The organism is Roseibaca calidilacus, assembly GCF_001517585.1.
Taxonomy (GTDB): Bacteria; Pseudomonadota; Alphaproteobacteria; order Rhodobacterales; family Rhodobacteraceae; genus Roseinatronobacter; species Roseinatronobacter calidilacus.
Genome location: NZ_FBYC01000004.1, coordinates 1,338,211 through 1,362,970, shown reverse-complemented (window position 1 = coordinate 1,362,970; position 24,760 = coordinate 1,338,211). Strand labels below are relative to the sequence as shown.

The 24,760-nt window shown below is 61.3% G+C and carries 28 protein-coding genes; 12 read left to right on the top strand and 16 right to left on the bottom strand.

The features are described from left to right. Window positions 1-152: 152 nt before the first annotated feature. The 4 genes from AWT76_RS10275 to AWT76_RS10260 form a co-directional block, all read right to left on the bottom strand. Complete coding sequence (locus AWT76_RS10275) at window positions 153-2,345, bottom strand: GumC family protein (RefSeq protein ID WP_072246272.1); 2,193 nt, start codon at window positions 2,343-2,345, stop codon at window positions 153-155. A gap of 144 nt (window positions 2,346-2,489) precedes the next feature. Continuing rightward, complete coding sequence (locus AWT76_RS10270) at window positions 2,490-3,302, bottom strand: metallophosphoesterase (protein WP_082700166.1); 813 nt, start codon at window positions 3,300-3,302, stop codon at window positions 2,490-2,492. Then, on the bottom strand, window positions 3,299-4,516 hold the full coding sequence (locus tag AWT76_RS10265; protein WP_176699383.1) for an O-antigen ligase family protein: 1,218 nt from the start codon (window positions 4,514-4,516) through the stop codon (window positions 3,299-3,301). Before AWT76_RS10265 ends, AWT76_RS10270 begins: the two co-directional genes overlap by 4 nt. Before the next feature lie 277 nt (window positions 4,517-4,793). Next, window positions 4,794-5,330, bottom strand: coding sequence for a hypothetical protein (locus AWT76_RS10260; RefSeq protein WP_141655936.1), 537 nt, complete (start codon window positions 5,328-5,330; stop codon window positions 4,794-4,796). 150 nt (window positions 5,331-5,480) lie between these two features. Between AWT76_RS10260 and AWT76_RS10255 the strand changes: the two genes are divergently transcribed. Both AWT76_RS10255 and AWT76_RS10250 read left to right on the top strand, forming a co-directional pair. Continuing rightward, complete coding sequence (locus AWT76_RS10255; protein ID WP_218055477.1) at window positions 5,481-6,041, top strand: hypothetical protein; 561 nt, start codon at window positions 5,481-5,483, stop codon at window positions 6,039-6,041. A gap of 182 nt (window positions 6,042-6,223) precedes the next feature. Further along, window positions 6,224-6,934: a sugar transferase gene (locus AWT76_RS10250; protein ID WP_082700164.1), complete on the top strand. Its 711-nt coding sequence runs from the start codon at window positions 6,224-6,226 to the stop codon at window positions 6,932-6,934. Between the two features lie 109 nt (window positions 6,935-7,043). On the opposite strand, the gene AWT76_RS16995 is transcribed toward AWT76_RS10250, so the two are convergent. The 4 genes from AWT76_RS16995 to AWT76_RS10235 are packed head-to-tail and all read right to left on the bottom strand — an operon-like array spanning window position 7,044 to window position 9,922. Then, complete coding sequence (locus AWT76_RS16995) at window positions 7,044-7,205, bottom strand: hypothetical protein (RefSeq protein WP_176699382.1); 162 nt, start codon at window positions 7,203-7,205, stop codon at window positions 7,044-7,046. A 51-nt stretch (window positions 7,206-7,256) separates the two neighbouring features. After that, window positions 7,257-7,898, bottom strand: a complete 642-nt coding sequence (locus AWT76_RS10245; protein WP_072246268.1) for a class I SAM-dependent methyltransferase — start codon at window positions 7,896-7,898, stop codon at window positions 7,257-7,259. Between the two features lie 3 nt (window positions 7,899-7,901). Next, window positions 7,902-9,116, bottom strand: a complete 1,215-nt coding sequence (locus tag AWT76_RS10240; protein ID WP_072246267.1) for a BtaA family protein — start codon at window positions 9,114-9,116, stop codon at window positions 7,902-7,904. Then, the gene (locus AWT76_RS10235) at window positions 9,113-9,922 is read right to left on the bottom strand and encodes a UDP-2,3-diacylglucosamine diphosphatase (protein ID WP_072246266.1); all 810 of its coding nucleotides are present in this window, start codon (window positions 9,920-9,922) and stop codon (window positions 9,113-9,115) included. The genes AWT76_RS10240 and AWT76_RS10235 overlap by 4 nt, the downstream gene beginning before the upstream one ends. A gap of 169 nt (window positions 9,923-10,091) precedes the next feature. On the opposite strand from AWT76_RS10235, the gene AWT76_RS10230 reads away from it, so the two are divergent. The 4 genes from AWT76_RS10230 to AWT76_RS10215 are packed head-to-tail and all read left to right on the top strand — an operon-like array spanning window position 10,092 to window position 12,033. Beyond that, window positions 10,092-11,303: a GTP-binding protein gene (locus AWT76_RS10230; protein WP_072246265.1), complete on the top strand. Its 1,212-nt coding sequence runs from the start codon at window positions 10,092-10,094 to the stop codon at window positions 11,301-11,303. Then, a complete protein-coding gene (locus AWT76_RS10225; RefSeq protein ID WP_072247636.1) occupies window positions 11,300-11,614 on the top strand; it encodes a DUF6525 family protein in 315 nt (104 codons plus the stop codon). Before AWT76_RS10230 ends, AWT76_RS10225 begins: the two co-directional genes overlap by 4 nt. A 9-nt stretch (window positions 11,615-11,623) precedes the next feature. Further along, window positions 11,624-11,812: a DUF4169 family protein gene (locus AWT76_RS10220; RefSeq protein WP_072246264.1), complete on the top strand. Its 189-nt coding sequence runs from the start codon at window positions 11,624-11,626 to the stop codon at window positions 11,810-11,812. Next, entirely contained in the window at window positions 11,809-12,033 is a 225-nt protein-coding gene (locus AWT76_RS10215; RefSeq protein WP_072246263.1) for a ribbon-helix-helix domain-containing protein, read from the top strand. The genes AWT76_RS10220 and AWT76_RS10215 overlap by 4 nt, the downstream gene beginning before the upstream one ends. 2 nt (window positions 12,034-12,035) lie before the next feature. Here AWT76_RS10215 and AWT76_RS10210 read toward each other — a convergent pair whose 3' ends face one another. The 4 genes from AWT76_RS10210 to hpt all read right to left on the bottom strand — a co-directional run bounded on the left by AWT76_RS10210 (window position 12,036) and on the right by hpt (window position 15,365). Continuing rightward, on the bottom strand, window positions 12,036-13,124 hold the full coding sequence (locus AWT76_RS10210) for an AI-2E family transporter (RefSeq protein ID WP_141656006.1): 1,089 nt from the start codon (window positions 13,122-13,124) through the stop codon (window positions 12,036-12,038). Window positions 13,125-13,295: 171 nt separating this feature from the next. Next, the gene (locus AWT76_RS10205; RefSeq protein ID WP_072246261.1) at window positions 13,296-14,180 is read right to left on the bottom strand and encodes a cytochrome c; all 885 of its coding nucleotides are present in this window, start codon (window positions 14,178-14,180) and stop codon (window positions 13,296-13,298) included. Window positions 14,181-14,259: 79 nt separating this feature from the next. Continuing rightward, window positions 14,260-14,715, bottom strand: coding sequence for a c-type cytochrome (locus AWT76_RS10200; protein ID WP_072246260.1), 456 nt, complete (start codon window positions 14,713-14,715; stop codon window positions 14,260-14,262). Between the two features lie 113 nt (window positions 14,716-14,828). Beyond that, window positions 14,829-15,365, bottom strand: coding sequence for a hypoxanthine phosphoribosyltransferase (gene hpt, locus AWT76_RS10195; RefSeq protein ID WP_072246259.1), 537 nt, complete (start codon window positions 15,363-15,365; stop codon window positions 14,829-14,831). Window positions 15,366-15,433: 68 nt separating this feature from the next. Here hpt and AWT76_RS10190 point away from each other — a divergent pair, with 68 nt between their 5' ends. Next, window positions 15,434-15,880 (top strand): type II toxin-antitoxin system RatA family toxin, encoded by a 447-nt coding sequence (locus AWT76_RS10190; RefSeq protein WP_072246258.1) that lies wholly within the window; start codon window positions 15,434-15,436, stop codon window positions 15,878-15,880. 20 nt (window positions 15,881-15,900) lie between these two features. Here the strand turns inward: AWT76_RS10190 and AWT76_RS16990 are convergent, their stop codons facing one another. Next, the gene (locus AWT76_RS16990; RefSeq protein WP_176699381.1) at window positions 15,901-16,074 is read right to left on the bottom strand and encodes a hypothetical protein; all 174 of its coding nucleotides are present in this window, start codon (window positions 16,072-16,074) and stop codon (window positions 15,901-15,903) included. A gap of 41 nt (window positions 16,075-16,115) precedes the next feature. Here AWT76_RS16990 and AWT76_RS10180 point away from each other — a divergent pair, with 41 nt between their 5' ends. Continuing rightward, window positions 16,116-16,544, top strand: coding sequence for a hypothetical protein (locus AWT76_RS10180; RefSeq protein ID WP_141655934.1), 429 nt, complete (start codon window positions 16,116-16,118; stop codon window positions 16,542-16,544). A 5-nt stretch (window positions 16,545-16,549) separates the two neighbouring features. On the opposite strand, the gene AWT76_RS10175 is transcribed toward AWT76_RS10180, so the two are convergent. From AWT76_RS10175 to AWT76_RS10165, 3 genes are read right to left on the bottom strand one after another with little or no spacing between them, the layout of a single operon-like run. After that, on the bottom strand, window positions 16,550-17,029 hold the full coding sequence (locus AWT76_RS10175; protein WP_072246255.1) for a CinA family protein: 480 nt from the start codon (window positions 17,027-17,029) through the stop codon (window positions 16,550-16,552). Then, window positions 17,026-17,523, bottom strand: a complete 498-nt coding sequence (locus AWT76_RS10170; protein WP_072246254.1) for a phosphatidylglycerophosphatase A family protein — start codon at window positions 17,521-17,523, stop codon at window positions 17,026-17,028. Before AWT76_RS10170 ends, AWT76_RS10175 begins: the two co-directional genes overlap by 4 nt. Before the next feature lie 44 nt (window positions 17,524-17,567). After that, the gene (locus AWT76_RS10165) at window positions 17,568-18,719 is read right to left on the bottom strand and encodes a bifunctional 2-C-methyl-D-erythritol 4-phosphate cytidylyltransferase/2-C-methyl-D-erythritol 2,4-cyclodiphosphate synthase (protein ID WP_072246253.1); all 1,152 of its coding nucleotides are present in this window, start codon (window positions 18,717-18,719) and stop codon (window positions 17,568-17,570) included. Window positions 18,720-18,914: 195 nt separating this feature from the next. On the opposite strand from AWT76_RS10165, the gene dusB reads away from it, so the two are divergent. From dusB to AWT76_RS10145, 4 genes are all read left to right on the top strand, one after another. Next, on the top strand, window positions 18,915-19,901 hold the full coding sequence (gene dusB / locus AWT76_RS10160) for a tRNA dihydrouridine synthase DusB (RefSeq protein ID WP_072247635.1): 987 nt from the start codon (window positions 18,915-18,917) through the stop codon (window positions 19,899-19,901). Beyond that, window positions 19,898-21,004, top strand: a complete 1,107-nt coding sequence (locus AWT76_RS10155; protein ID WP_072246252.1) for a two-component system sensor histidine kinase NtrB — start codon at window positions 19,898-19,900, stop codon at window positions 21,002-21,004. Before dusB ends, AWT76_RS10155 begins: the two co-directional genes overlap by 4 nt. Beyond that, window positions 21,004-22,398 (top strand): response regulator, encoded by a 1,395-nt coding sequence (locus AWT76_RS10150; protein WP_072246251.1) that lies wholly within the window; start codon window positions 21,004-21,006, stop codon window positions 22,396-22,398. The genes AWT76_RS10155 and AWT76_RS10150 overlap by 1 nt, the downstream gene beginning before the upstream one ends. A gap of 100 nt (window positions 22,399-22,498) precedes the next feature. Beyond that, entirely contained in the window at window positions 22,499-24,760 is a 2,262-nt protein-coding gene (locus AWT76_RS10145; protein ID WP_141655933.1) for a sensor histidine kinase NtrY-like, read from the top strand.

The following is a 24,760-nucleotide window of genomic DNA, read 5'->3' as shown; positions in this document are numbered from 1 at the left end:
CATGGATGACCATGTTGGCGTTGCGCGGCGATACTGCGTTGATGCAATCCGCGGCGCGCCGCGACCCCGTTGAATGAGGTCGCGGCAAAGTACAGCGCTTGGCCATGCGCTTTGGTGGTGCCGCCCGGCGCTGCGCGCAAAGGCGGCTGCGGTCAGGCTTTCTCGTCGCCGTAATACCCGGCATAGCCGCTGCCATAATAGCTGCGCCTAGAGGGAGAGGCGTTGCGGTTCAGCGCTGCCAGCAACCGAACACCAGGTTGAATGACCTCTGACAACTGGGTTGCGGCATCGCGGAACTCTGTTTGGGTTGTATTGGCGAAGCGCACAATCATTACAACGATATCGGCGATCTGGGCCAAGTAGCGGCTGTCCACGACAGGCAGAACCGGAGGGCTGTCAAGGATGATGATATCAAACTCCTCGCGGACCGTCGCGATCATCTTCAGGAACAGGTCGGAATTTATCAACTGGTCCGTTGGCTTGGTGCTGCGATGGCCCGCCGGCACGAAGATTAGGTTTTCCACCGTATCGACATAGGGTTTCAACTGCTTGTGAGACGTGTCGGGGTCCAGATAATCGATCAGGCCATATTCCGGGGTTACATTGAGATAGTTGCCGATTGAGGGCCTGCGCAGGTCGGCGTCGATCAGCAAGGTGCGCTTGCCAGAGGCGGCATAGGTGCGCGCCAAGGCAATGGCCGAGGTTGTCTTGCCTTCGCCGGGCAGGGCCGACGCAACAAGGATCACGATGCCGCGTTGCTTTCCTTCACTCTCCTGCGTTCGTTCGGCGCGACCTTGCGCTAGGTTCGTGTCGATCGCGAGCCGCAATTTGCGCATGCTTTCGGAATATTGTGACAGCGGGGCGTCAATTATCTGGTTCCCCAAAAGCTGGGCATCCCCTTCGGAAACAGAATCGGGAATGGTCCCGATCGCCCGCGCCACGCTTAGGTTTTTAAGCTGGGCAAGCGACGTGATGCCGCCGATATAATATTCGTTCAACAGTGCAATCCCAACACCGACGCCGATGGCAAGCACCAGCGCGGCAGAGATGAAAAGCCGCTTGTTGGGCGAGGCGGCACTGGTCGGCGGCAACGCTTCCGAGACGACACGCGCATCAGAAACCTGGACATTGGCCAATGCGCTCAGATCCTGCACCCGAGAAAGCAGGCGCTGATATTGTTCACGCGCAATCGTGGCGTTTTGTTGCAGGTTGAATAGGTCTGCAACCACTTCGGATGACACATCGGTGCGCAGCAGCGCATCGCGCAGTTGTTCACGCGCCGCCTGTTCATTCTGCGAAATCGTGTCCAGACGGCTCTCGACGCTGCCCTGAGCTTCCGCGAAGGTTTCGTTCAGATTCTGTTCGACGGATGCAAGGGCCGAACGCAGGTCGATTTCAGCCTGAGAGCCGGCCGTTTCGCCGCTGAGGCGGTCCAATAGCTGCTCTCTTTCGCGCGCCAACTGGTCCAATGCGGAATCTTCCAGTGTGGCGGCCACGGTAATCCAGTCGCTTCGTTCGGCGGCGTCTTCGGTAGCTTGCAGCAGGGCAACGTTGGTGCTGCGAGAGGCTTGGGCCGATTCCAACTCTCGTCTGATGCGCCCGACAGACGGATCGTCGCTTTCCGCTTCCAGACGCGCAAGATTGTCGTCAATGAACGTGTTCAGATCTTCTTCGGCCCGGGTCAGGTTCTGGCGCGCGTTTTCGGTCTGTCGTTGCAAAACGTCGCGCGCGTCATTGATGGTTTCGGTTTTGCTGACCACTTGGCGTTCGATGTAGGTGTCGACATAAAGATTGGCCAATTCCGCGGCGCGCTGCGGGTCGGCGGATGTCACGCCCACAGAAATAAGATAGGTCAGGCCGCGGCGGCGCACTTCGACGGCTGAGCGCACTTGGCTGATCGTGCTTTTGACCAAGGCCTCTCCCGACCTTGGCTCGGAAGGGCGCAGCCCGACGGCCCGCCGCAGCCTGTCGGCGGCACCGTCCAAGCCTAGCGCAATGGCAATTCTTTCGCGCAGCCCAAGGCGCGCGCCGAATTCGGGATCGCGCACCAATTCGCCCTTTTCCACGACCGCAAGGATGGTGGAATCGGCGCGGAGAACTTCCACCTCGCCGTCAACGCGCGAATTCAGGATTGCACTTTGGCTGTTTTGCGTTTCGCGCGGGTCCAGCAGGTTCGAGCCGCCAGCATCGATCGAAATCAGCGCAGTGGCTCGATACATGGGCGTTGCAAGCGCAAGGTAGATGATTACCGGCACCAAGATAACAATGAAGGACAAGCCGATAAGCCGAACCTGGCGACGCAGAATGCCAATAATTTCCTTGAGATCTATGTCGGAAGAGTCCACGGTTTTTCCTTCGAGTGAGCCAACGACGTATGCTGAAACGCATAATAGATTTTGGAATATTCGTTAACATCGGCTTTTGCCGGACGAAAGCTGTCTTTGCGCCTTTCATGGAAGTTTTACGTTTTGCGCCTTGTTTGCACGGGTTCAGGGCAGATCGGTAAACAGGCTGCCTTCCCCGGTCATCATGATGGCTGGCGGTTGGTCCAGTGTCAGACGCAGGCATGTCAATCTTCCGGTCGCATAGGCACCGGTGTCGATTCCGATAGCCCGCGGGCCAAATTCGGGCTGCGCGGTCACATAGTGCCCGTAGACGAGTGTCAGGTCATCAGGCGCGACCAGCCCCGCGCGGCCCCATAGCAGCGCGCCCCAAGGTTGTGCCGTAAGCGGGGCGTTGGCGTCTGCCCCAGCATGGGCCAGCAGATACTGGCCGACCTGCAATCCGGGTAATGTGCGGTGCAGAAACCCAAGATGGGTGTCCGGAATATGCGCGGTCAGGATCTGGCGCAATTTCCGCTCGGGCATTTGTTGCAATGCGTCTGCGTCCAGTGCCAGACCGTAAGAAAGGAGCGTTTCGACACCGCCAAAGCCAAGCCATTGCGCGTTTTTCGCTGGCTTCTCCAGATAGGCCAGCATCATGCTTTCATGGTTGCCACGCAAACACAGCCGGCGCAGCGGGGGCGGGGCAGGGCGCAACAGGAAATCCAAAAGTGCCGCGGTATCCGGCCCTTTGTCGACAATGTCGCCTAGCAAGACCACCGTTGGCGTGCCGGGCAGGGCGGCAGCATCGCGCAGAATCTGCGCTTCCAACTGCCGATATAAAGACAGACAGCCATGCGCGTCACCGACCGCGTAGACCGGACCCTCTGACAGGTCCAGCACCGGGATTTCGACGCATTCGGCGGATGCGGTGTTGCCGCTCTTGCCGAGTGCCCTGCGCAAATGGGATAGCAAGCTCATGCAGATCCATCGCGTGTGGCGGGGCTGGGCGGTGGTGCAGGCGTGTTATGCCGCGGCGGCGCGATTGCCAGCCCGACGATAAACAAGAAGCAATAGACATTGGCTGGAATTTCAAGGCTGAAATCGACAAGCGAATGTATCGCGCCCAGACAGATGACGCCCAGCGCGCTTGCCAGAACGGCAGGATCGCTCTCGCCCCTTGCCAGTCGCCGAATGATCCGGGCCAAAGCCCATAGCAAGATAAGAAGCGGGATTGATCCGAACAGCACACCTTGCTCGACCCATAGGGTTAGATAGGTGTTATGGGCCATATCGAAATAGAGCTGCGTTGTCATGCCTTCGTCGCGATACAGCTGGAAGGCTGCCGCGAACGCGTCATAGCCGAATCCTGTCAGAGGACGCTCTGCGATCATGCGCAGCACGATTTCATAAATCTCTATGCGGTTGGCCGATTGCAAGGCGGTGAACAAAGCCCGTTCAGTCACACCGCTGCCAGCCGACGACAACAGCACAAGACCAACCACCAGCAGGATAAGCGTGGTCTCAAGCACGATGCGCTTTAGCGGCGTGCCGAAACGCAGACGCAATGTCAGAAATGTAATGAAACCACCCACTGTCGTGGCGAATACCCCCATGCGGGATTCGGTCAGCAAAATTGCCAGTGCCAGAATCAGAACCGCCGTCCACAAGGCCATGATTTCCAGCCGTTGCGGCGACAGCAGCGTAGCATGACCGCGATCCTTTTCGGATTGCGACGCGCGATGCCCGCGCTCCAGCGTCAGGGCCAAGGCCACGATCAAGCCGAAGCCCAGAAAGGTGGAAACGGAATTGCGGTTCACGAACGTTCCGGTCAGCACGCCCTGATAGGCCAGCTTTTCGCCCCAAAGCGCGAAATTATCCAATACGCGCAACGCGACCAGACCAAAGATTGCATGGGCCAAAATGCCAAGCATAAGCCACATCAACAGGCCGCGCGACCGTTCAGGCTGGGTGGCAATTTCAAAGACAAGAAAAACGAACAGTATGAACCCGGTCGCGCGAATCGCCCCCAGTACAGAGGCATCCGGCGCAAGCGACACGCTGGCAGGCCAGAGTCCCTGGGGTATCGTATCGGGCAGGGCTGCCAGAGTTGCGGGCAAGAATTGGGCGAGCGGCAACGCCTGCACAATCGCAAAGGCCGGAACCAGAAGCGCAATGCCAAAAAGCCAACGCATCTGCGTAACCTGCAAAGGTCTGCGTGAACCCATCAGATACTGCGCGCGCAATAAATAGGCAAAGCAGCCCAACGCGACCAGAAACGCCGCCAGAAGCCACCATGCAGGACGGTTTGATGCGACGGGAATGGCGCTCAGGACAACCAGAAGCACAAGCAGTCGCCCCGTGAGCGCATTCATCCGGGCATAACGCTTGGACCCTCTGGGCATAATAATTCGGGCTGGCCCCTGCGCCGGAAACGCGCGTCTCGGCTGTCTGGGCGGAATACGTTCCGGTTCACCGAGCATTACGTCGCACCTGTGTCAAAAAGGCTGCTTGCTCGCGATCCGGGCGCGTTTCGATAATGCGGATCAAAGCAGGCTGGACGGTTGGATCGTTCCAGTAAAGCTGTGCCAGCCAGACACGCCCCGACTGCGACTGCAACAAGGTAACGATATCGGCCTCGATAACGCGATCTGCGGCCGTGACGCCCAACGCTTGCAATTCGAATCCGCGCAAAAGGCGCAACTGCGCTTCCCAACCGTCACGCGGTGCGGTTTCCCAAGATGCAGTGATCGCATTGGCGGCTTCGGACAGGTCCGCCTCGTAACTTGCTTTGATAACATGGGCTGCGGACAACGTTGGGTTGCGTTTCAGCGCGGCTTCTGCCAGTTCCAAGCAACGCGCCGCTACGTTGGATCGGGTTTCCGAGGTTTGGATGCTCAACATAATACTGGACTGAAGTGCCGCACAAGCCTCGAACACTTCACGCTTCCCGCGCAAGCTGAACGGAATGTCGATGGTCTCTGAAGTGTCGGACAAAAGCCGAATCATCTCAAGTTCAGCAGAGCGCGCAAATCCAGCGGACTTATATTCGTATGCAAAAGTGGTTCCGACGCCTGCCAGAATCATGCCTGACAAGAGGTATCCAATCAGTTTCATGGCATCCGACGGTCATTGTTAAACACTTGTTGCACAAAGCATGTGCAGCATTTGCGCTATCATGGGAGCTTTGGCAAAAACAAGCGCATTACGCTTTCAGGCTTCGAATTTACCATTAAAAGAGGATCAAACCACTGTTATCCACGAGTAAGACATGGTAAACAGCGGGTGAAACATTCAGGAGTTGTTAACATGATGAAGAAAAGTTTTCTTGCTGCTATGGCGCTGTCCAGCAGCATGGCTGTCGGAACCGCAGCCAATGCTCAGGTAACGATTGACGTAACGGCAGTGCAAGCAGCTTGTGCAACCAGTGCGGCCGCGTGCACTGCTGTCATCAACCAAGCAGTTGCGCAGCTGCGCGCGGCAGGTTTGGCCCCGGCGCAGCTGAATGAAGCAATCGCAGCCGTGACCGGTGCCGCGATCAGCGCTTCGCAAAGTCTGCCTCCAGCAGAGCGCGCAGCAATCGCACCCGCGCTGACCGAAGCTGCGTCGCTGTCAACGGACCCAGAGCAGCAGGCAGCCATCCAGACCGCAGCAGCGCAAATCGCGGAAGAAGAGCCGACGACGGTCACTCCCGTCGCTGAAACGGCAAGCCCGACCTAACATCCGCTAAGCGGGTGGTAGTTGCCAGGTTGTAATCTGGTTAGGTGCGAGCGAGCCTATTCGCTTGCGCAAGCTTTTTGTTGCCTTGTGCTAGTATAGAATCGGTGTGCGCTTGCAAGGCGCTTCAGTGTGAGTTGTTTGTTTTCGGTGTAATTATTCAAGAAAATTGCAAAGGACTTCTCATGGAGCGCTCAATTACGGCACAGCTCGGGTATGAACCTGATGCGGCTGCGCACGCTTCCGACAGCCTAGATCTTGGGGTGCCCAATTCGGTATCTCGTGGAGTGTATCGCACATTCGGGAAACGGGTAGTTGATACCGGGTTAGTGTTGTTGTCATTGTTGTTCACGATACCGGTCATTTTGATTTGTGCCGCGATCATTGCGCGTGATGGTTATTTTCCGTTCTTCGGGCACACGCGGGTCGGCAAAGACGGCAAGGAATTCAAATGCTGGAAAATCCGCACCATGGTGCCGGACGCGCAACAGAAACTGCAAGAACATCTTGCATCCTGCCCTGCGGCGCGCGCGGAATGGGACGAGACTCGGAAGCTGAAAAACGACCCGCGCATCGTGCCTTTTGGTAGTTTTTTGCGGAAGTCCAGCTTGGATGAGTTGCCTCAGATTTTCAACGTGTTGCTAGGTCAGATGAGCTTGGTTGGACCGCGGCCCGTGGTGCGAGAGGAGCTGTCTTACTATGGCAATGGGCAGCGCGCCTATCTTGCAATGCGCCCAGGCATTACCGGTTTGTGGCAAGTTAGCGGCCGCAATGACGCAAGCTATGCAGAGCGGGTGCGGTTCGATGTGTCCTATTACAAGGATGTGTCCTTCATGCGTGATCTAAGCATCATCTTCCAAACGCTGAAGGTAGTTGTGGCGCGCAACGGGTATTAAGCCCCGATATTGACGAGGTCAGACCAATAATAGAGATCGCGCAAGATCCAAACGGGCAATGCGCGATTTTCCTCATTGCCTCTGAAAGTAAACAAGCACTGCCGGGCAATTATTTGAACAGCTTGCCCAACCCTTTGCCGGTTATTTTGCCCGCAATACGCCGCCCAATGCGGCGCGAAACAGCGCCTTTGCGCTTTGATGTCAGCGCTTGCACATCGCCGGAATATTTGGCCAGCGCATACAGGAATTTGCGGAATTTGTTTAAGCTCATGCCGAATAGTCTAGCTACGCTTTGCCGCGTGTCAAACCCCTGTAAGGCATTTTAGCCGTTGCCGTTTGTGATTATCGCGTGTTGCGCATAACTGGCAAATAGGTCTTTGAAATTCAGGTTCATCCCGCGCGCATCTGCGATTTTGGTCAATTGCTTGTCCAGATCGTGCCGTGGCGTGACATGAAATTTTGCCAGCCAAGCGTTCAACCCGCGGCGGGCCAGTCGTGGCAAGCGGTGCTGGCGGCCGAAATCGACGATATGCAAGCTGCCCCCTGCGGCCAGATGGTCAAGGGCACAGCTCACGGCACGGGGCCAATCCGGAATCATGGATAGGCTGTAGGACAGCACGATCCGGTCAAAACGCGCCTGACCAAGCAGGGTATTCGCGTCGAAGGCGCAGGCATCGCCATGCGCCAGCGTCGCCCGCGCGCCCAGTTTGGCCCGCGCGCTGCGCAGCATTTCTTCCGAGATATCGAACCCATACAGCTTGCTGCCGTTGTAGCGCCGCCCGATAAGGTCCAGATTGCGCCCGGTGCCGCAGGCCAGTTCCAACACGCTGCCACCTTGCGGCACATCCAGATGCGCGATCAGATGGTCGCGGCCCAGCAGAAACCACGCGCGTGTGGCATCGTAGATCAACCGCTGGTGGCGATAGGTGCGGTCCATCAGCGCTGCGTGATGCGTATCGGCCATGACCTAGCCCTTGAAGCGATACATATGCACACCGCCATAAATGGCAGAACGGTCGCGCGCGAAGGCATGGGCAGACGCGGCCATATCGTAGCGCCATTGCCCCAGCAGGTGGGTCGGCACGCGCCCCGGCAGAATGTCGTCGGTGCCGCCGGTGCGGAACAGCACGCGCGCGCTGGGGCGTGCGGTGCGCGTGATCTGCGCCCAAAGCGCGGTCAACTGCGCGTCGGTCATCCAGTCTTGCGCGTCCAGCAGCGTGTAGGCATCAAGCGAGCGCTCTGCACGGGTTGCCAGATGGTCGGTCAGTGACAGGTTTTCGGCCCGGATACGGTTCGCGCGGCTGGCGATCTGTGCGAAATTGCCCGGTTCCAGATAGGGCGGCAGGCTGGCATCGGGGGCGTTCTGGTAGCCCCGGTTGAAGGCTTGCCACAGGAAGTAATTGTCGCGCACAGGAAAATCGCAGACCAGCCGACGGGTCCGGGCACGCAGCACGTCGATGACCGCGCCATCGCCTGCAAGCTTGTCATATTGCGCAGGCGGAATACCCAAGCCGAAAAGAGAGGCTCTTTGCCGGGCAAGGAATTGCACCAGCGGGCGGTCGAACAGCGGGTCGATCGCGCTGTCATAGAATTGGCGTTGGGTTTCCATGTCGGGCGCGTCCAGAAGCGGGCGGAAATCCACTCGCGCAAGGCGCGCAACCACATGCACCGCGCCGATAAACCGGCCCAGCACGCCTTGACGGTAGAAGCCGCGTGCAAAATAGCGCCGCCGTTGGCTGCCCATGCTGCGCCCTGCCCAATAGGCGCGGCTGTCCGGGTCCAAATGCGGCAACAGCCGATCGACCAGCGCCGGGTTTTCGGGGCGGTCCGCATGGGCGAACAGATCATGGAATTCCGCCTGAGAGAGATGCGTTGCCGCCGCCTGCTTCAAACGCAACAGCGCAATATGCGCAGGCGACAGATCGACCGCCGTAATACTGGCCGGGTCCGTCGTCAGGTAGGACATGACATTGCACCCGCCAGAGGCGATGCAAACCATATCTGACCCCGGTTTCAGCGCAAGAGCGGCCATATCGGCGACCGGATCTTCCCAGATCTGCGCGTAGACCAGCCCCTCGAACAACCGTGCGAACAGGCGCTCGTTCAGTCCGGCCAGCGATTTGGCCGGTTTCTGGAACACTGCGGCCCCCAATTGACGAGAGACATTAACAGCATCGGTCATGGTGTGATTTCTTTCGGGTCAGTGCTGGGAAGATCGCGGGCATCGGCCAGCACGGCGTCGCGCCCACCAAGGCGGTAGAGAACACCGTCGCCGGGGTCGACCAATGCGGTCATGCTGTCGATCCAGTCGCCACAATTGGCATAGGTCAGGCCGAAATGATCGTGCAGCGCGGCAATATGGAAATGCCCACAGATCACCCCATCCAAGGCGTCATTGCGCGCCATCTGCACCATGCGCCTTTCATGCGCGCGCCCCCTGTAGCGCAGCATGTTCAGCCCGCAGATGACCATATCGACCACGCCCCGCGCCTGTGGGTCGCTGCGCGAACTGCGCAACATGCGTTCAAGCCGCCGCAGACCATGGTCGATCAGGCTGCCAAGGCGGGTCATGACATGCAGGCGGATCAGTCGGCTATCGGCTTCGTCGCCATGCACGACAAGGTAGCGTTTGCCATTTGCGCCTGTGTGAACATAGCGGCTGACATGGGTCGCGGGCAGTTTCGCATGATCGGGTATGCGGGTCGGGTCCGGGTCGTGATTGCCGCGCACATAGACCAGCTTTGCGCCCATCCGGGCGCGGGCACGCAGATGGTCGATCACGGCTTGGTCTTGCGCGGTCCAATGCGGCAGCATCGGGTGCCAAAGGTCCAGAATGTCGCCCACAAGGATATAGGTCTGGGCGGGATTGGCGCGCAGGAACTGCAATAGAAGTTCTGCCTGCGACGATAGCGCGCCCAAATGCAGGTCCGATAGGAACAGCGTGCGCCCATGGGGCTTTGGGCAGGTCTTGGAGCGAGGCTCGGGCATTGCACCATCCGAGTAGCCGGGTTTGCCGCACCATGCCCCCTATGCGCGACAGGGATGTGACGAAGATGTATCGGTTTTGTTTCAAAACCGCTTGTGGCGGTGATTGCGGTCTGATTATAAGTGTTATAACATAACATAACATATCACCACGACAGTGCAGGAGCCGCCCATGCCGCCAGATCCGCGTTTGCCCGTTACCGTCCTCTCTGGCTTTCTGGGGGCGGGAAAGACCACGCTTCTGAACCGGGTTTTGAACAACCGCGAAGGGCGCCGCGTGGCTGTCATCGTCAATGACATGTCAGAGGTGAATATCGACGCAGACCTTGTGCGCGCGGACACGGAATTGTCACGCACCGACGAAACGCTGGTCGAAATGTCGAACGGCTGCATCTGCTGCACCCTGCGCGATGACCTGCTGCAAGAGGTGCGCAAACTGGCGACCGCAGGGCGGTTCGACTACCTGTTGATCGAATCGACCGGCATTTCCGAACCCTTGCCTGTGGCCGCGACCTTCGATTTCCGCGATGCGGCGGGCGACAGCCTGTCCGATGTCGCCCGGCTGGATACAATGGTCACGGTGGTCGATGCAGTGAACCTGCTGCGGGACTATTCCAGCCATGATTTTCTGCGCGACCGTGGCCAGACATTGGGCGCGGAAGATGACCGCACATTGGTGCATCTGCTGACCGACCAAATCGAATTCGCCGATGTGGTCATTCTGAACAAGGTCGCCGATGCCGGGCCAGAGCGCACGGATGCCGCCCGCAAGATCATCCGCAGCCTGAACGCCGATGCGCGCATCATTGAAACCAATCATTCCCAAGTCGCCGCCGCCGCAATTCTGAACACCGGGCTGTTCGATTTTGACGCAGCGCAGCAGCACCCGATGTGGGCCAAAGAGCTTTACGGCTTTGCCGATCACACGCCCGAAACAGAGGAATACGGCGTCACCAGCCATGTTTACCGCGCGCGCCGCCCATTCGTGCCAGCCGCGATCATGGCGGTTCTGAATGGCGATTTGCCGGGCGTCATCCGTGCCAAGGGCCATTTCTGGATTGCCACGCGGCCCGACTGGGTGGCGGAATTTTCGCTGGCTGGTGCGCTATCCTCGGTCAGGCCCTTGGGCACTTGGTGGGCCGCTGTCCCGCGCGACCGCTGGCCCGACCACGATGCCGCGCGCAGCTACATGGCCGCACATTGGGCAGAACCATGGGGCGACCGGCGTCAGGAAATCGTGTTCATCGGCACCGCGATGGACTGGGCCGCGCTAAAAGCCAAGCTGGATGCCTGCCTGTTGCCCGAAGAACTGGCACAGGGGCCGGACAGCCTGCCAGACTTGCCAGACCCGTTCCCGCTGTGGCGCAGGGCCGCGGCCGCATGAGCGGGCGCAACCGCCGCACGCATCTGCGCGCCAAACCCCGCACGCGCGACCCGATGCAAGACTATGACCGCCTGCCGCCCGAATTGCGCGCTTGGCTGGCCCGCGCGGCGCTGCCCTGGCGCCCCGGTTCGGTGCGCAAGGTTTTCGCCCGCGCCTTGGCGCGAACGGGGGACACGGCGCGCGCGCTCGCGGCGCTGGAAGCCGCAGAGCGCCGCTTGGTTGCACGCGATGCCGCGACAATCTGGGGGCCAGCGCATCCGGCGGCGCAGGGCATGGAAAACGGCATTGCCGAGGGGGCAGGGCGGGGCTAACCTTTGCGCATGAGCAAGATTGTCAATCTGCGCACCATCCGCAAACAGGCCGCCCGCGATGCCAAGCGCCGCGCGGGTGATGCGAATGCCGCGCGCCATGGCCGCAGCCGGGCAGAGCGGCAGGCAGACCAGACACAAGCCGACAAAGCGCGCGCGCATCTGGACGCTCACAAGCTTACGCCCGATCAGACGCCATGAGCGCGCGCCCGGTCAAGCATTCGGTCACGCTGCGCGGGCACCGCACATCGGTCTCGCTTGAAGCTGAATTCTGGCAGGAATTCCGCGCCATTGCCGCGCGCGAGGGGATTGCGCTGAACGCGCTGGCCGCCCGGATTGACGCCGCACGCGGCGATACGGGACTCGCCTCTGCGATACGGCTGTTCGTGCTGCAAGACGCCCTGAGGCGCGCGGGTGGCTAAGCTTATTCCGCCCCGATGGCCTTGGCGTATTGGCGCTCTTCCGCATTTGCTGCTGTTTGGGCGGGCGACAGGGGGAATTCCTCTTCCGGCAGCCCTTCGCGCGACAACAGCACCGCCACGGGCCGCGCGGCGGGAATATGCGAGCAGACGATCATGACTGCGACCATGAAGGGCACGGCAAGGAACATGCCCGGAACGCCCCAGACCGCGCCCCAAAAAGCCAGCGAGATGATGATCCCGAAAGATGACAGGCGCAGGGTTTTGCCCATCAGCATCGGGTCGATGACATTTCCCAGCAGAAACTGGATCATGCCTGCGATCACGAATATCAAAACTGCGGTCGAAGGTTCTGTGACCTGAATATAGGCGACCAGTGTCAAAACCAGCGTGGCGATGATGGACCCGACCGAGGGGATGAAGTTCAGCACGAAGGTCAGCAGCCCCATGGCCGCAGCGAATTGCAGGTTAAAGACACTGACCAGCGCGAAAATCAGCGCGCCGGTGACCGCAGAGATCAGCGCCTTGACCAGCAGGTAGCGGTTCACACGCCGGATGATCGACCCGATGATGCGGTTGACGCGGCCCGCCTGCGCTGTGTCCCCCATCAGGTTTTCCAGCTTGGTGTTGAACCAGACCCGTTCGGCAAACAGGAACCCCACGAACAGGATGATAAGCACCACTTGGCTTAGAAGCGACCCCGCTTGCCCTGCCGCAGAGCGCAGGTAGCCAGAGATCTCGATGGAGCGCACCGTGGCCAGCACGGAGGCCTCGACATCCTCGCCCATCCACGCGAACATCTGCGCAATGGCGCGCTGCGCGTCGTCTGTATAGGCAAGCGTGGTGGTCAGCACCGTGTTGATCTGGGAAATCACCAGCCCGGCCATGGTCAGCAAGCCCGACGCGATCAGCACCACGGCCAGCACCGACGCGACCCAGTTCGTCACACGCAGATTGCCGATTTTCATGCGCTGGATGGAATTGATCGCATCCGAGGTCAAGGAAAACAGGATGATCGCGATGGCCAGCGAAATCAGGATAAACTTGGCCTGCACCAACAGGAACAACACCACTGCGAAAGCGATAATGCCCATCAGCCAAGTTTGCAGGCGGAACTTCTCGCCAAAGCTGAGACGGGCCGACAGCGGCGTTATGGTTTTCGGGTTTTCCGACATGGCTCCGTCAAGCAGATGCGATTTACGGCAGTATGGGCGTGAATCCGTTCACCGGCAAGGCATGATACGGGCAATGCAAAGGCAACGTGGTCATTCGTCCGCGGCGCGCAAGATATAGGCGGCAATCGCGTCTAGCTCTGCTTTGTCAAGTTGCCCCAGATTGGCGATGACCTTGGACATAGACCCGCCCGCCACGTCGAAAGAGGGCGTGAAGCCGGTTTCCAGATAGGCGCTGATGTCAAACGCCGTCCATGAGAAATCATCCCCGACGATTGCCGGAATGCGCCCGCTGCCGGATGGGTTGGGCGCACCTTCTAGCCAGCGCGCGCGGTCCATGCCGCCCAAGGCGTTGCGCGGGGTGTGGCATTCGGCGCAATGCGCCAAGGCTTCGGCCAAGTAGCGGCCTTGGGTTTCCTCTGCGGTCAGGTCGCCCGTCACAGCCCAGTCGCGGGTCATGAAAAGCGCCTTCCAAACGCCCACGCTGCGGCGAATGTTGAACGGAAAGCCCAGATCATGGTCGCGCGACGGCGTGGCGTCGGCGGGCAGGGTCATCATGTATTCGTAAAGGTCGGCCATGTCTTGCGGGTCGGCCTTGGCGTAAGATGTGTAGGGGAAAGCCGGGTAATAATGCTGCCCCTGCGGCGAGACCCCGCGCATGACCGCATCAAGGAAGTCAGCCTGCGTCCAGCCGCCGATTCCATGGTCCCGATCGGGGCTGATATTGGGCGCGTAGAACGTGCCGAAATGGGTTTCGAACTGCGCGCCGCCGCTCAGCACCAATGGGTCCGCGTCATCCTCTGTGCCCATGTGGCACGAAGCACAGCCCGCTGCCAGAAAGATGCGCTCTCCCGCCTGCGCATCGCCGGTCAGGCGTTCGGACACGGTTTCGGGCAAGGTGACGGGGCGGGTAACATACCATCCCAACGTCCCCCCGACGATCGCAAGCGCAAGAACAACACGCCCCAAGCGGTTCATATAATTGACCTTTCACGGTTCGAGAAGGCCGCCCCAGCATGGCTTGGGCGGCCTGTTCTTCCGGTCCGTCGCGCGAAGATCAGCTTTCTTCGCGGTAATCTTCGTGGCAGGCGCCGCAGCTTGCGCCCACGGCCCCCACGGCGGGGCGCAGCGCGTCCAGACCGTCGCCCGCCACGCCTTGCAGCGCGGCAGAGGCTTCTTGCAAGGCGACGAATTTGGCGGTGAAATCGTCAAGGTTTTCCCAGATCTCCGCCTTGGCGCGGGTTTCCATGACCATCGACGAATCGGTCCCTTCGGGCCATAGGCGCGACTGGTCATGCCGGGTCAGGTGAAACAGGTTATCGGCGGCTGTCTGTGCCATCTCTGCGTCATAGTCCATCCGGCCTTGGGCCATGCCGCCCAAGACGGCGATGTTGTGACCGTAAAGCTTGAACTGGCCCTGACGCGCTTCAATCGCGTTCATGTCCTGTGCCAGTGCAGGTGCTGCAAATGCTGCGACCAAAGCCGCGCCGTATAGTGTTTTGTAAAATCCCATAAGAGGTTTCCTTGCGAATTAGCTGGGGATTTTAGCTTAGCCCGGCTTGATGACGTTTAAAACACACGCACGCGTGATGGCGCGGCCAGCACACGCGCCTGTGAGAACGGGGCTTAGACGAAACGGACCTTACCAATATAGGGAAGGTTGCGGTTGCGCTGGGCGTAGTCGATGCCGTAGCCGACAACGAACTCATCAGGTATTTCAAAACCCGTCCAGCGCGCGCGAATGTCCACTTCCCGGCGCGACGGCTTGTCCAGAAGCGCGCAGACTTCCAACCGGGCCGGGTTGCGCGCCAGCAGCATCTGAAGCACATGGTGCAGCGTAAAGCCGGTATCGACAATATCTTCGACTACCAGCACATCGCGCCCCTCGATCTTGCCCGACAGGTCTTTCAAGATCCGCACCTCGCGCGAGGATTGCGTGCTGTTGCCATAGCTGGACGCTTCCAGAAAATCGACCTCTAGCGGCAGGCTGATTTCACGCACCAGATCGGCAATGAAGATGAACGATCCGCGCAGCAGGCCCACCACGACCAGCTTTTCGGTGGCGGCAAATTCGCGGCTGATTTCCTCGGCCAATTCTTCGACCCGCGCGGCGATCTGCTTGGCGCTTATCATTTGGTCGATCTCATAGGGTTTTTGCGACATCTCGGCCCCTTGATTTTTCAGGCCAAGTCTAAGACATGTCCTGCCCAGACAAAAGGCCCGATCCACCTATGCCCATCCATACCGAACACCGCCACATGCCTTACACGGCGCAGCAGATCTATGATCTGGTGGCGGATGTGGCGCGCTACCCAGAGTTTCTGCCATGGACCGCCGCCGCGCGCATCCGGTCGCGCGAACCCATCTTGGGCGGCGAAGAGATGCTGGCCGATCTGGTCATCTCGTTCAAGGTGTTCCGCGAACGCTTCGGCAGCCGCGTGCGGCTGTTTCCCGACGATGGCGTGATCGACACGGCCTATCTGGACGGGCCGTTCAAGCATATGGTGTCGCGCTGGACGATGAAAGATGCCGAAGGTGGCGGCTGCATCGTCGATTTCCACGTTGATTTCGAATTCCGCAACCCGATGCTGCAAAAGATCATCGGGGTCGTGTTCGATCAGGCCATGCGCCGCGTGGTCGGTGCGTTCGAAGCGCGTGCCAAGGCGCTTTATGGCTAGCGCGGCGCGCGATTTCGGTGTCATCGTGATGCACGATACATCGTCGCAATACCGAGCATTTTACGAGATATTTTCAGCCGCGCCCTGTCGAGCAACATCACCTGATGCTCAATTTCTCTGGCAATCATCGGGCCTTTGACGGGGCCGAAGCACTGCGCCGTTCCGCGCTGGATTTCGATCAATTCGCGCGCCATCGCATCCGCCCCGAGGTCGAATTCGGGGTCAGGGGCGGGCCATGGATTGTCCCCCTGATGAAACGCGAGAACACGCGGCTTGGTGCTGCAAGGAAAGGCAGCCCCCCGAGGTTGCAAGCGATATTCAGGTGAATGGCAGCACGCTGCTGCTGTCTCAGCGCGCCGCAAAGCTGTTCGCCCCGTTGATGCCCGAGAACACCGAAATTCTGCCGGTCGAGGTGGAGAACGGCGAAAATGTCTGCTGGATCAGGCCGATCTGTCTGCCCCATACGCTGGATGTCGAGCGTTCCTATTGCTCTGGCGGGCCACAATTCGAACGCCCCGTGCTGATTGTTGCGCAATTGACCGGCGCGCATTTGTTTTGCGTCCGCGACATTGCCAACCCGCCGGTGTTTTCAGAGCAGTTGGTGAAGCTTGTTCAAGATGCCGGGCTGTTCGGGGTCACGTTTCGCGAGGTCGCGCTTGCCTGACGGGGTTAACCCTGCGCGGCCGCGTCAAGCCGCGCCAAAACCATTGCCAGCGCATGATCGACCGTCGCCGCGCGCACTGCGTCGCGGCCAATCGCGCCGAACTCGACCGTTTGCGTGACCACGCCTTGCGCATCTGCCAGCCCGAAGCAGACGCGCCCTTCGGGCTTGTGCTCTGACCCGCCGGGGCCGGCAATGCCTGTGACCGCAACCGCGATCCCGGCATCTGACCGCGCCAAGGCCCCTTGCGCCATTTCGGCGGCTACCGCTTCCGACACCGCGCCATGTGCTGTTAGCGTGTCGGGCGACACGCCGAGCATGTCGCGTTTTGCCGCGTTGGAATAGGTCACGAACCCCCGGTCCACCACGTCGGACGATCCCGGCACAGCGGTCAGCGCGGCCATGATCATCCCGCCGGTGCAGGATTCGGCGGCCGCCAGCATCACGCCCTTGGCGCGGGCCGCATCCAGAACCGCCCCCGCGCTCATGCGCCCATCAACCCGTGGCTGACCACGGCGGCGACTGCCACCACCAGCGTGGCCAGAAATCCTGCCACGACATCATCCAGCATCACGCCCAAAGGTGTGTGCATCCGGTCGGCCAGCCCGACCGGGCCGGGCTTCCAGATGTCAAAGGCGCGAAAGGCCAGAAACGCCGTGACCCAGCCGGGCCAAAGCGCCGTGACAGGAACCCCCTGCATCATCGCGCCCAAGGACACGGGCCAAAGTGCAATCCACATGCCCACCACCTCGTCGATGACAATCTCAGACGGGTCGGCATCGGGCGCGCCGCGCGTCTCAACAATGGTGGCCCACCAGCCCAGCGCGAAGGCAACCAATGTGGCACCCAGCAGCAACCAGAACCCGCCCAGCACATGCAGGCCCCACGCCACGGGCAGGGCGGCGAAGCTGCCCCAAGTGCCCGGCGCGGGGCGCAGATAGCCCACGCCGCCAAAGGTTGCGATCATGCGTGTCAGGGTCATGCCCTATCCCCTTCATCTTGCAAAAATAATCCAGCCCCGATGCGTCAGCCTGCGATCAGGCAGGCCGTGGCCAGCGCGGCAATCCCTTCCTCGCGGCCCGTAAAGCCCAAGCGTTCCGACGTGGTGGCCTTTACGCTGACGCGTCCAACCTCGACCCCGATGATGCGCGCAAGTTCCGCCTGCATTGCGCCCGCATGTGGCCCGATCTTGGGATATTCGCAGACCAGCGTCACATCGCAATTAGCAAGCGCATAGCCCCGTGCGCGCGCCAGTTCGATCGCATGGCGCAGGAAGATATGGCTGGCAGCCCCCTTCCATTGCGGGTCAGAGGGCGGAAAATGGCGGCCAATATCGCCTTCGGCCAGCGCACCATAGATAGCATCGGTCAATGCGTGCATTCCGACATCGGCATCTGAATGGCCTTGAAGCGCGCGCCCATGCGGCACCTTCACCCCGCACAGCCAACAGCCATCGCCGGGGCCGAAGCGGTGCACGTCATAGCCATTGCCAAGGCGGATATCGGTCATTTGCGGTTTCCTTGCTTGCAGCATCGCCTCGGCGCGGGCGAAATCGGGCGCGTAGGTCAGTTTGTAATTCTCCTCGCAGCCCGGCACCAGTGCGACGGACAGGCCAAAGGCGCGGGCGATTTCCACGTCATCGGGGGCGTCGCCCGGCCATGCCCTGTGCGCGGACAGCAAGGGCGCGAAGTGAAAACCCTGCGGGGTCTGTGCGCGAAACAGCCCGTCACGCGGCACGGGTGCGCCGACAAAGCCGTCTTGCCCGCGCCACAGCGCATCGACCACGGCTAGCGCCGGGGCGGCGGCGGGGTAATCGTTCAGCGCCTGCATCACGTCACCCACAACCCGGGCAGAGACGAAGGGCCGCGCGCCGTCATGGATCAGAACGCGGTCGGGCGGGGCGGCGGATAACAGGTCCAGCGCCGCGCGCACCGACGCGGTGCGCGTTGCGCCGCCCGCCACAAGGGTCACGCCGTGCAGGTCCAGCCCTTGCGCGCGGGTCATGTCATCGGGGTGCAACACCAGAATCAGCCGGGTCAGACCGCCAGCGCGCAGCGCATCCAGCGTATGGGCCAGCACTGGCTGCCCGCCAAGCCTGCGCCACTGCTTGGGCGGGCCGCCGCCCGCGCGGGTGCCGCGCCCGGCGGCAACGATGATGGTGGCTATGGAACTGGTCATGCGCGCCCTGCGATCCTGTCGCGCCCTCTATACGCGCAGCGGCAGGTTGCTGACAATGCGCACGATTGCCACTTATATTTGCCCAAAAAGCGGGCGCATGATGAAAAATGCGCCAAGGGCGTGGCGGTTCAATTGGACTTGGGTCTGGCATGGGGCTATCCCTTCACGCATGAAAGACATGCTTTGCTCACTCCCATGACGGTTCCGTTCCCCTTCGAGGCGGGCGCTGGCTGCCCGGTCCTGCTGGCCCCGATGGCGGGCATTACCGATTTGCCGTTTCGGCGGGTCGTGGCCGGGTTCGGCGCGGCGCTGGTGGTGTCGGAAATGGTCGCCAGCGAAGACATGGTGCGCGCGCGCCCCTCGACCCGCGCCAAGGCAGAGCTGGGCGTTGCTGATGGCCAGACCGCCGTGCAACTTGCCGGGCGCGATGCGTGGTGGATGGGCGAAGCCGCACGCATGCTGGCCGATCAGGGCGCGCGAGTCATTGACATCAATATGGGCTGCCCTGCGAAAAAGGTCGTGGGTGGTTTGTCCGGATCGGCGCTGATGCGCGATCTCGATCACGCGTTGTCGCTGATTGACGCGGTGGTGGCCGCGGTGGATGTGCCGGTGACGTTGAAAACCCGGCTGGGTTGGGATGAGGCGTGCCACAATGCGCCAGAGCTTGCCCGCCGTGCCGTGGGCGCGGGCGTGAAAATGGTCACGATCCATGGCCGCACGCGCTGCCAGTTCTACAAGGGCCGCGCCGATTGGGCGGCAATTGCGCCGGTTGTGCGGGCGGTGGATGTGCCGGTGGTCGCCAATGGGGATATTACCGGTGCTCAGGCGGCCCGGCAGGCGCTGGCGCAATCCGGGGCAGGGGGTGTCATGGTTGGGCGCGGGGCGCAGGGGCGGCCATGGCTGCTGGCGCAGATTGCCGCAAGCCTGTCGGGCCGCCCGGTGCCGCCTGCGCCGCAAGGGGCCGAACTGGTCGCCTTGGTCGGCGCGCATTACGACGCGATGCTGGGCTTTTATGGCCGCGATCTGGGCCTGCGGGTCGCGCGCAAGCACTTGGGCTGGTATGCGGACGCGGCGGGCGGCTGCGCTCTGGCCCGCCGTGCTGCGCTGACCGCGACCAACCCCGCGCAGGTGCTTGCACTGCTGCCCGACCTGCTGGCCCCGATGCAAGAGGTTGCGGCATGACGCCCCCCGCCACCGGCACGATATGGGCGGCCTTGCCCGTGCCCTCTTTCATGGTGGGGCAGGTCAACGGGCGCGAATGCGTGGCCGATTGCAACCCGGCGGCCGAGCAGTTTCTAAGCCTGTCGCGCCGCGCGGTCCTGAACCGCCCCTTGGCGCGCCTGATCGAGATTGACGCAGAAATCAACCGCGCGCTGGAGCGCTGCCGCAGCAATCGCGCGCCAGTGTTCATCAACGATGCCTCTTTGGTCATCGGCGCGCGTAAGCCGGTCATGTGCTCCATTCAACTGGCGCCCATGGTGGACCGCCCCGACCTTGTGCTGATGCTGATTACCCCGCGCGAGATCGCAGGCAAGCTGGGACAGGTGGATGGCATCCGCAACGCCGCGCGTTCGGCCATTGGCATGTCGCAGATGCTGGCGCATGAGATCAAGAACCCGCTGGCGGGCATTACCGGGGCCGCGCAGCTTCTGTCCATGGGGCTGGAGCCGCGTGACCGCGAATTGACCGACCTGATCGTGGCCGAAACCCAGCGCATTGTGAACCTGCTAGACCAGGTCGAGCAATTCGGCAACCAGCGCCCGCCCGCCTGCCGTGCGATCAACATTCACGACATTCTGGAACGCGCCCGCCGGTCGGCAGAGGTGGGTTTTGCCGCGCATATGCGGATCCGGGACAATTACGACCCGTCCTTGCCACCGGTCTGGGCCGATGGCGACCAGTTGTTGCAGGTGTTCCTGAACTTGCTGAAGAATGCGGCCCAAGCGCAGCCTGATGGCGGCACGATCCGCATTCGCAGTTTCTTTGAACAATCGCTGCGCGTGCGCGCTGCGGATGGGCGCGATGTGGCGCTGCCCATTCATGTTGAAATCATCGATGATGGACCGGGCTTGCCCGCCGAAATTGCCGATGAGGTGTTCGACCCTTTCGTGTCGGGCCGCGAGAATGGCACGGGCCTTGGCCTTGCGCTGGTGTCGAAAATCGTCTCGGCGCATGATGGCTGGGTGTCTGTCGAAAGCCGTCCGGGCCGCACGATGTTTCGCATTTCCCTGCCGCGCGCGACCGATTTGGACGGGCGTTACGCACAACAAGAGGAGCTTTCCTGATGGATGGCACGGTTCTGGTTGCCGATGATGATCGCACCATCCGCACGGTGCTGACGCAAGCGCTGACGCGGGCAGGCTGCAAGGTGCACGCCACCTCCAGCCTGACCACGCTGATGCGCTGGGTCGAAGAGGGGCGTGGCGATCTGGTCATCACCGATGTGATGATGCCCGATGGCAACGGGATAGAGATGATCCCGAAGATCAGCCAGGAACGGCCCGATCTGCCGGTGATCGTGATCTCTGCGCAAAACACGATCATGACGGCGATTCAGGCCAACGAGGTCGATGCGCATGATTACCTTCCCAAACCGTTCGACCTGCCGGACCTGCTGAAACGCGCGGGCACGGCCATGAAGAACCGGAAACTTGTCGCCGCTTCGGCGCAGGTGGGGGCGGCACCCAAACCCGCGCCGCGCGGTGACATGTCCAGCATGGAAGGGCTGCCGCTGGTGGGGCGCACCCCGGTCATGCAGGAATTGTATCGCCTGATCGCACGTGTGATGAATTCGGTCATGCCGGTGCTGATAACCGGCGAATCCGGCACCGGGAAATCGCTGATCGCCCGCACGTTGCACGATCTGTCAGACCGGCGCGGGCAGCCCTTTCTGGCAGCCACGGCAGAGGATTTCCGCAGCCCCGACACGGCGCAAGCCTTGGTGGCGCGCGTGCGTTCAGGGTCGTTGTTGCTGGATGAGCTGGCCTCTTACAGCGCGGAAGCCCAGTTGCGCGTGGCGCGGCTGCTCGACAGCCTGCCCGATGACGGGCCGCGCATTATGGCGACGGCGCAGACCAATCTGACCCAATGCATGAGCGACGGCACCCTGCGCGAAGACCTGTATTACCGGCTAAGCGGTGTCACCCTTGCTGTGCCCCCGCTGCGCGAGCGGATCGACGATCTGGAACCTTTGACGCAGCATTTCCTGTCGCAAGCCGCTGATGATGGCGCGACCCTGCGCGCGCTTTCCCCAGAGGCGCTGGAACTGGTGCGCGGGTATTCGTGGCCCGGCAATGTGCGGCAGCTACAAAATACCTTGCGGCGGCTGACGCTGACTGGGCAAGACCCCTTGATTACGCGCTTGGAAATGGAACTGGCGCTGAAAAGCCAGCCCTCTGCCATGGCGATTGGCGAAGGGATGGGCGGAGAATCGCTGTCGGAATCGGCGGCGCGCCATTTGAAACGCTATTTCGACCTGCACGGCCAAGACCTGCCGCCGCCGGGCCTGTATGCACGGATATTGCATGAAATAGAGGTGCCGCTGATCGAAATCGCACTCGATGCCACAGGCGGCAACCAAGCCCGCTGCGCAGAGCTTCTGGGGATCAATCGCAACACCTTGCGCAAGAAAATCACCGAGCTGGATATAGAGGTATCACGCCGTCGCAAGCTGGCCTGATGGCCCGAGTTTGATGTAGAATTACCACATTGCCTGTGGCATAATCCCCACAACACGGGGCAGCAAAGACCCCTGTAAAACGGTAACTTGCGGGGGCTTTTTGAGGCAGGCGGCGTTTTATTCGGGTGTGCTGGAACACTTGGCCGGCCTGCGCGATCGGCGCAGATCGGTGGGTGGCACGGTCGTTCTGGTTCTGGCAGGCCCGTTTCTGGTATTGCTGACGCTATTGGCGCTGGGCCCGCTGAACGCGGTATTCAGCACGTCCGGCCTTGCCCTGGTGCTGTTGACCGACCTTGTTTACATGTTGCTTGTGGCCGGGCTTGTGGCGGTGCGGGTGGCGCGGCTGGTGGCCGCGCGGCGCAAGGACAGAGCGGGCTCGCGCCTGCATTTGCGGCTGACCACGCTGTTTGGCGCCATCGCCATGGTGCCCACAATCACGGTTGCGGTTTTTGCCGTCATCACGCTCAATGTGGGGCTGGAAGGGTGGTTTTCGGACCGCGTTCAGCGCGTGGTCGGCAATTCGCTGTCAGCGGCAGAGGCCTATCAGTTCGAACAGGAACGCGATCTGCGGACCGATGCGCAGGATCTGGCGGATTATCTTGATGCCGCGCGCAGGCTCTTTCCCATGATGGGCGAGGGCGAGTTGCGCGACCTGCTTTCAGAAGCGCAGGCGCGGGTGCAGCGCGGCTTGCGCGTTGCATTCGTTATCGACGGGGCGGGCGACATCCGGGCGCGCGGGGAACGGTCCTACCGGTTCAACTTTGTTCCACCAAGCGACCCGGACCTTGCCGCTGCGCGCGATGGCGTGGTGCTGATACGCGATTGGCCGCTGAACGAGTTCCGCGCCCTTGTGCCGTTGAGCGAATATTTTGACCGTTACCTGTATGTGTCGCGCGCGGTGGATGGCGATATCCTGTCACTGCTGGATGAAACCCGCGAAACGGTCGATTTCTACCAACAGTTGGAACAGGATCGGGGGCGCATTTTGTTCCAGTTTGGCGCGCTTTACCTTGGTTTCGCGTTGATCCTGATCCTTGCGGCGGTTTGGATGGGGCTGAATTTCGCCGAACGGCTGGCGCGGCCCGTCGGGCGGCTGGTCGAGGCCGCAGAGCAGGTCGGCGCGGGCGATCTGGACGTGCAAGTCCGCATCGCGCGCGAGGATGACGAGGTGGCCCTGCTGGGCCGCGTGTTCAACCAGATGACCCGCCAGTTGAAGGGGCAGCGCGAGCATCTGTTGGAAAACAACCGCCAGATCGATGCGCGGCGGCGGCTGTTCGATTCGGTGCTGGGGTCGGTGACCGCAGGGGTGATCGGCTTGGATGCAAACGGTCGGCTGGCCTTCATCAACCGCGCGGCTGAAACCTTGCTGGAAGTCGCGCCATGCCCCACGACCTCGCCAGAGCTGTCAGAGATTGCGCCGGAATTCGTGCCCCTGATGGAGAAGCTGCGCGCAGCGCCGCCCGGACCGGGACGCGTGCAGGAAGAGCTGCGGCTGGTGCGCTCGGGGCGGTTGGAAACCGTGCTGGTGCGCATTGCCGAACGCCGCCGCCGCGATGGGCAACTGGAAGGCTATGTGGTCGCCTTTGATGACGTGTCGGAACTGGTCAGCGCGCAGCGTATGGCCGCTTGGGGCGATGTCGCCCGCCGGATCGCGCATGAGATCAAGAACCCCTTAACCCCGATCCAGCTTTCGGCGGAACGCATTGCGCGCAAGTTTGGCCGCAAACTGGCCGAGGATGACGCCGAAAGCCTGTCGCAACTGACTTCGGTCATCGTGCGTCAGACGAATGATCTGCGCCGGATTGTGGATGAATTCTCGCGCTTCGCCCGTATGCCGGAACCCGACCGCCGACCGCATGACATGGTGGCGTTGCTGCGGGACTGCGCGCTTTTACAAGAAAGCGGCCAGCCCGATATTGCGTTCAGCCTGTCGCTGCCCGCCGAGCCGGTGGTGGTCGAAGTCGACGACACGATGATGGCGCAGGCCTTTACCAATCTTATCAAGAATGCCGGAGAGGCGATCGAAAGCCGCCGCGCGGAAGATGCCGACAGCCCGCCCGGCACAATCGACATCGCCTTTCATGCAGAGCCAGACCAGTTGCACATCACGATTACCGACAACGGCATCGGCCTACCGGAAGACCGCAATCGCCTGTTTGAGCCTTATGTGACCACGCGCGCAGAAGGGACCGGGCTTGGCTTGTCCATCGTGCGCAAGATCATCGAAGAACATGGCGGCAGCTTGCGCTTGGCCGATGCGACCGACCCCGACGGCACGCCCCGACGCGGCGCGATGGCCGATATTCGCCTGCCACGGCTGGCCGCCGTGCAGATCTCTGACGACCAACAGGAAGATGGTTAA

What these genes read in the sequence shown, in the direction of transcription:
- AWT76_RS10270 (WP_082700166.1), bottom strand. Translation starts at nt 3,302, where the DNA reads ATGAGCTTGCTATCCCATTTGCGCAGGGCACTCGGCAAGAGCGGCAAC.
- AWT76_RS10265 (WP_176699383.1), bottom strand. Translation starts at nt 4,516, where the DNA reads ATGCGTTGGCTTTTTGGCATTGCGCTTCTGGTTCCGGCCTTTGCGATT.
- AWT76_RS10260 (WP_141655936.1), bottom strand. Translation starts at nt 5,330, where the DNA reads ATGATTCGGCTTTTGTCCGACACTTCAGAGACCATCGACATTCCGTTC.
- AWT76_RS10250 (WP_082700164.1), top strand. Translation starts at nt 6,224, where the DNA reads ATGGAGCGCTCAATTACGGCACAGCTCGGGTATGAACCTGATGCGGCT.
- AWT76_RS16995 (WP_176699382.1), bottom strand. Translation starts at nt 7,205, where the DNA reads ATGAGCTTAAACAAATTCCGCAAATTCCTGTATGCGCTGGCCAAATAT.
- AWT76_RS10245 (WP_072246268.1), bottom strand. Translation starts at nt 7,898, where the DNA reads ATGGCCGATACGCATCACGCAGCGCTGATGGACCGCACCTATCGCCAC.
- AWT76_RS10240 (WP_072246267.1), bottom strand. Translation starts at nt 9,116, where the DNA reads ATGACCGATGCTGTTAATGTCTCTCGTCAATTGGGGGCCGCAGTGTTC.
- AWT76_RS10235 (WP_072246266.1), bottom strand. Translation starts at nt 9,922, where the DNA reads ATGCCCGAGCCTCGCTCCAAGACCTGCCCAAAGCCCCATGGGCGCACG.
- AWT76_RS10230 (WP_072246265.1), top strand. Translation starts at nt 10,092, where the DNA reads ATGCCGCCAGATCCGCGTTTGCCCGTTACCGTCCTCTCTGGCTTTCTG.
- AWT76_RS10225 (WP_072247636.1), top strand. Translation starts at nt 11,300, where the DNA reads ATGAGCGGGCGCAACCGCCGCACGCATCTGCGCGCCAAACCCCGCACG.
- AWT76_RS10220 (WP_072246264.1), top strand. Translation starts at nt 11,624, where the DNA reads ATGAGCAAGATTGTCAATCTGCGCACCATCCGCAAACAGGCCGCCCGC.
- AWT76_RS10215 (WP_072246263.1), top strand. Translation starts at nt 11,809, where the DNA reads ATGAGCGCGCGCCCGGTCAAGCATTCGGTCACGCTGCGCGGGCACCGC.
- AWT76_RS10210 (WP_141656006.1), bottom strand. Translation starts at nt 13,124, where the DNA reads ATGGGCATTATCGCTTTCGCAGTGGTGTTGTTCCTGTTGGTGCAGGCC.
- AWT76_RS10205 (WP_072246261.1), bottom strand. Translation starts at nt 14,180, where the DNA reads ATGAACCGCTTGGGGCGTGTTGTTCTTGCGCTTGCGATCGTCGGGGGG.
- AWT76_RS10200 (WP_072246260.1), bottom strand. Translation starts at nt 14,715, where the DNA reads ATGGGATTTTACAAAACACTATACGGCGCGGCTTTGGTCGCAGCATTT.
- hpt (WP_072246259.1), bottom strand. Translation starts at nt 15,365, where the DNA reads ATGTCGCAAAAACCCTATGAGATCGACCAAATGATAAGCGCCAAGCAG.
- AWT76_RS10190 (WP_072246258.1), top strand. Translation starts at nt 15,434, where the DNA reads ATGCCCATCCATACCGAACACCGCCACATGCCTTACACGGCGCAGCAG.
- AWT76_RS16990 (WP_176699381.1), bottom strand. Translation starts at nt 16,074, where the DNA reads ATGGCGCGCGAATTGATCGAAATCCAGCGCGGAACGGCGCAGTGCTTC.
- AWT76_RS10180 (WP_141655934.1), top strand. Translation starts at nt 16,116, where the DNA reads ATGGATTGTCCCCCTGATGAAACGCGAGAACACGCGGCTTGGTGCTGC.
- AWT76_RS10175 (WP_072246255.1), bottom strand. Translation starts at nt 17,029, where the DNA reads ATGAGCGCGGGGGCGGTTCTGGATGCGGCCCGCGCCAAGGGCGTGATG.
- AWT76_RS10170 (WP_072246254.1), bottom strand. Translation starts at nt 17,523, where the DNA reads ATGACCCTGACACGCATGATCGCAACCTTTGGCGGCGTGGGCTATCTG.
- AWT76_RS10165 (WP_072246253.1), bottom strand. Translation starts at nt 18,719, where the DNA reads ATGACCAGTTCCATAGCCACCATCATCGTTGCCGCCGGGCGCGGCACC.
- dusB (WP_072247635.1), top strand. Translation starts at nt 18,915, where the DNA reads ATGACGGTTCCGTTCCCCTTCGAGGCGGGCGCTGGCTGCCCGGTCCTG.
- AWT76_RS10155 (WP_072246252.1), top strand. Translation starts at nt 19,898, where the DNA reads ATGACGCCCCCCGCCACCGGCACGATATGGGCGGCCTTGCCCGTGCCC.
- AWT76_RS10150 (WP_072246251.1), top strand. Translation starts at nt 21,004, where the DNA reads ATGGATGGCACGGTTCTGGTTGCCGATGATGATCGCACCATCCGCACG.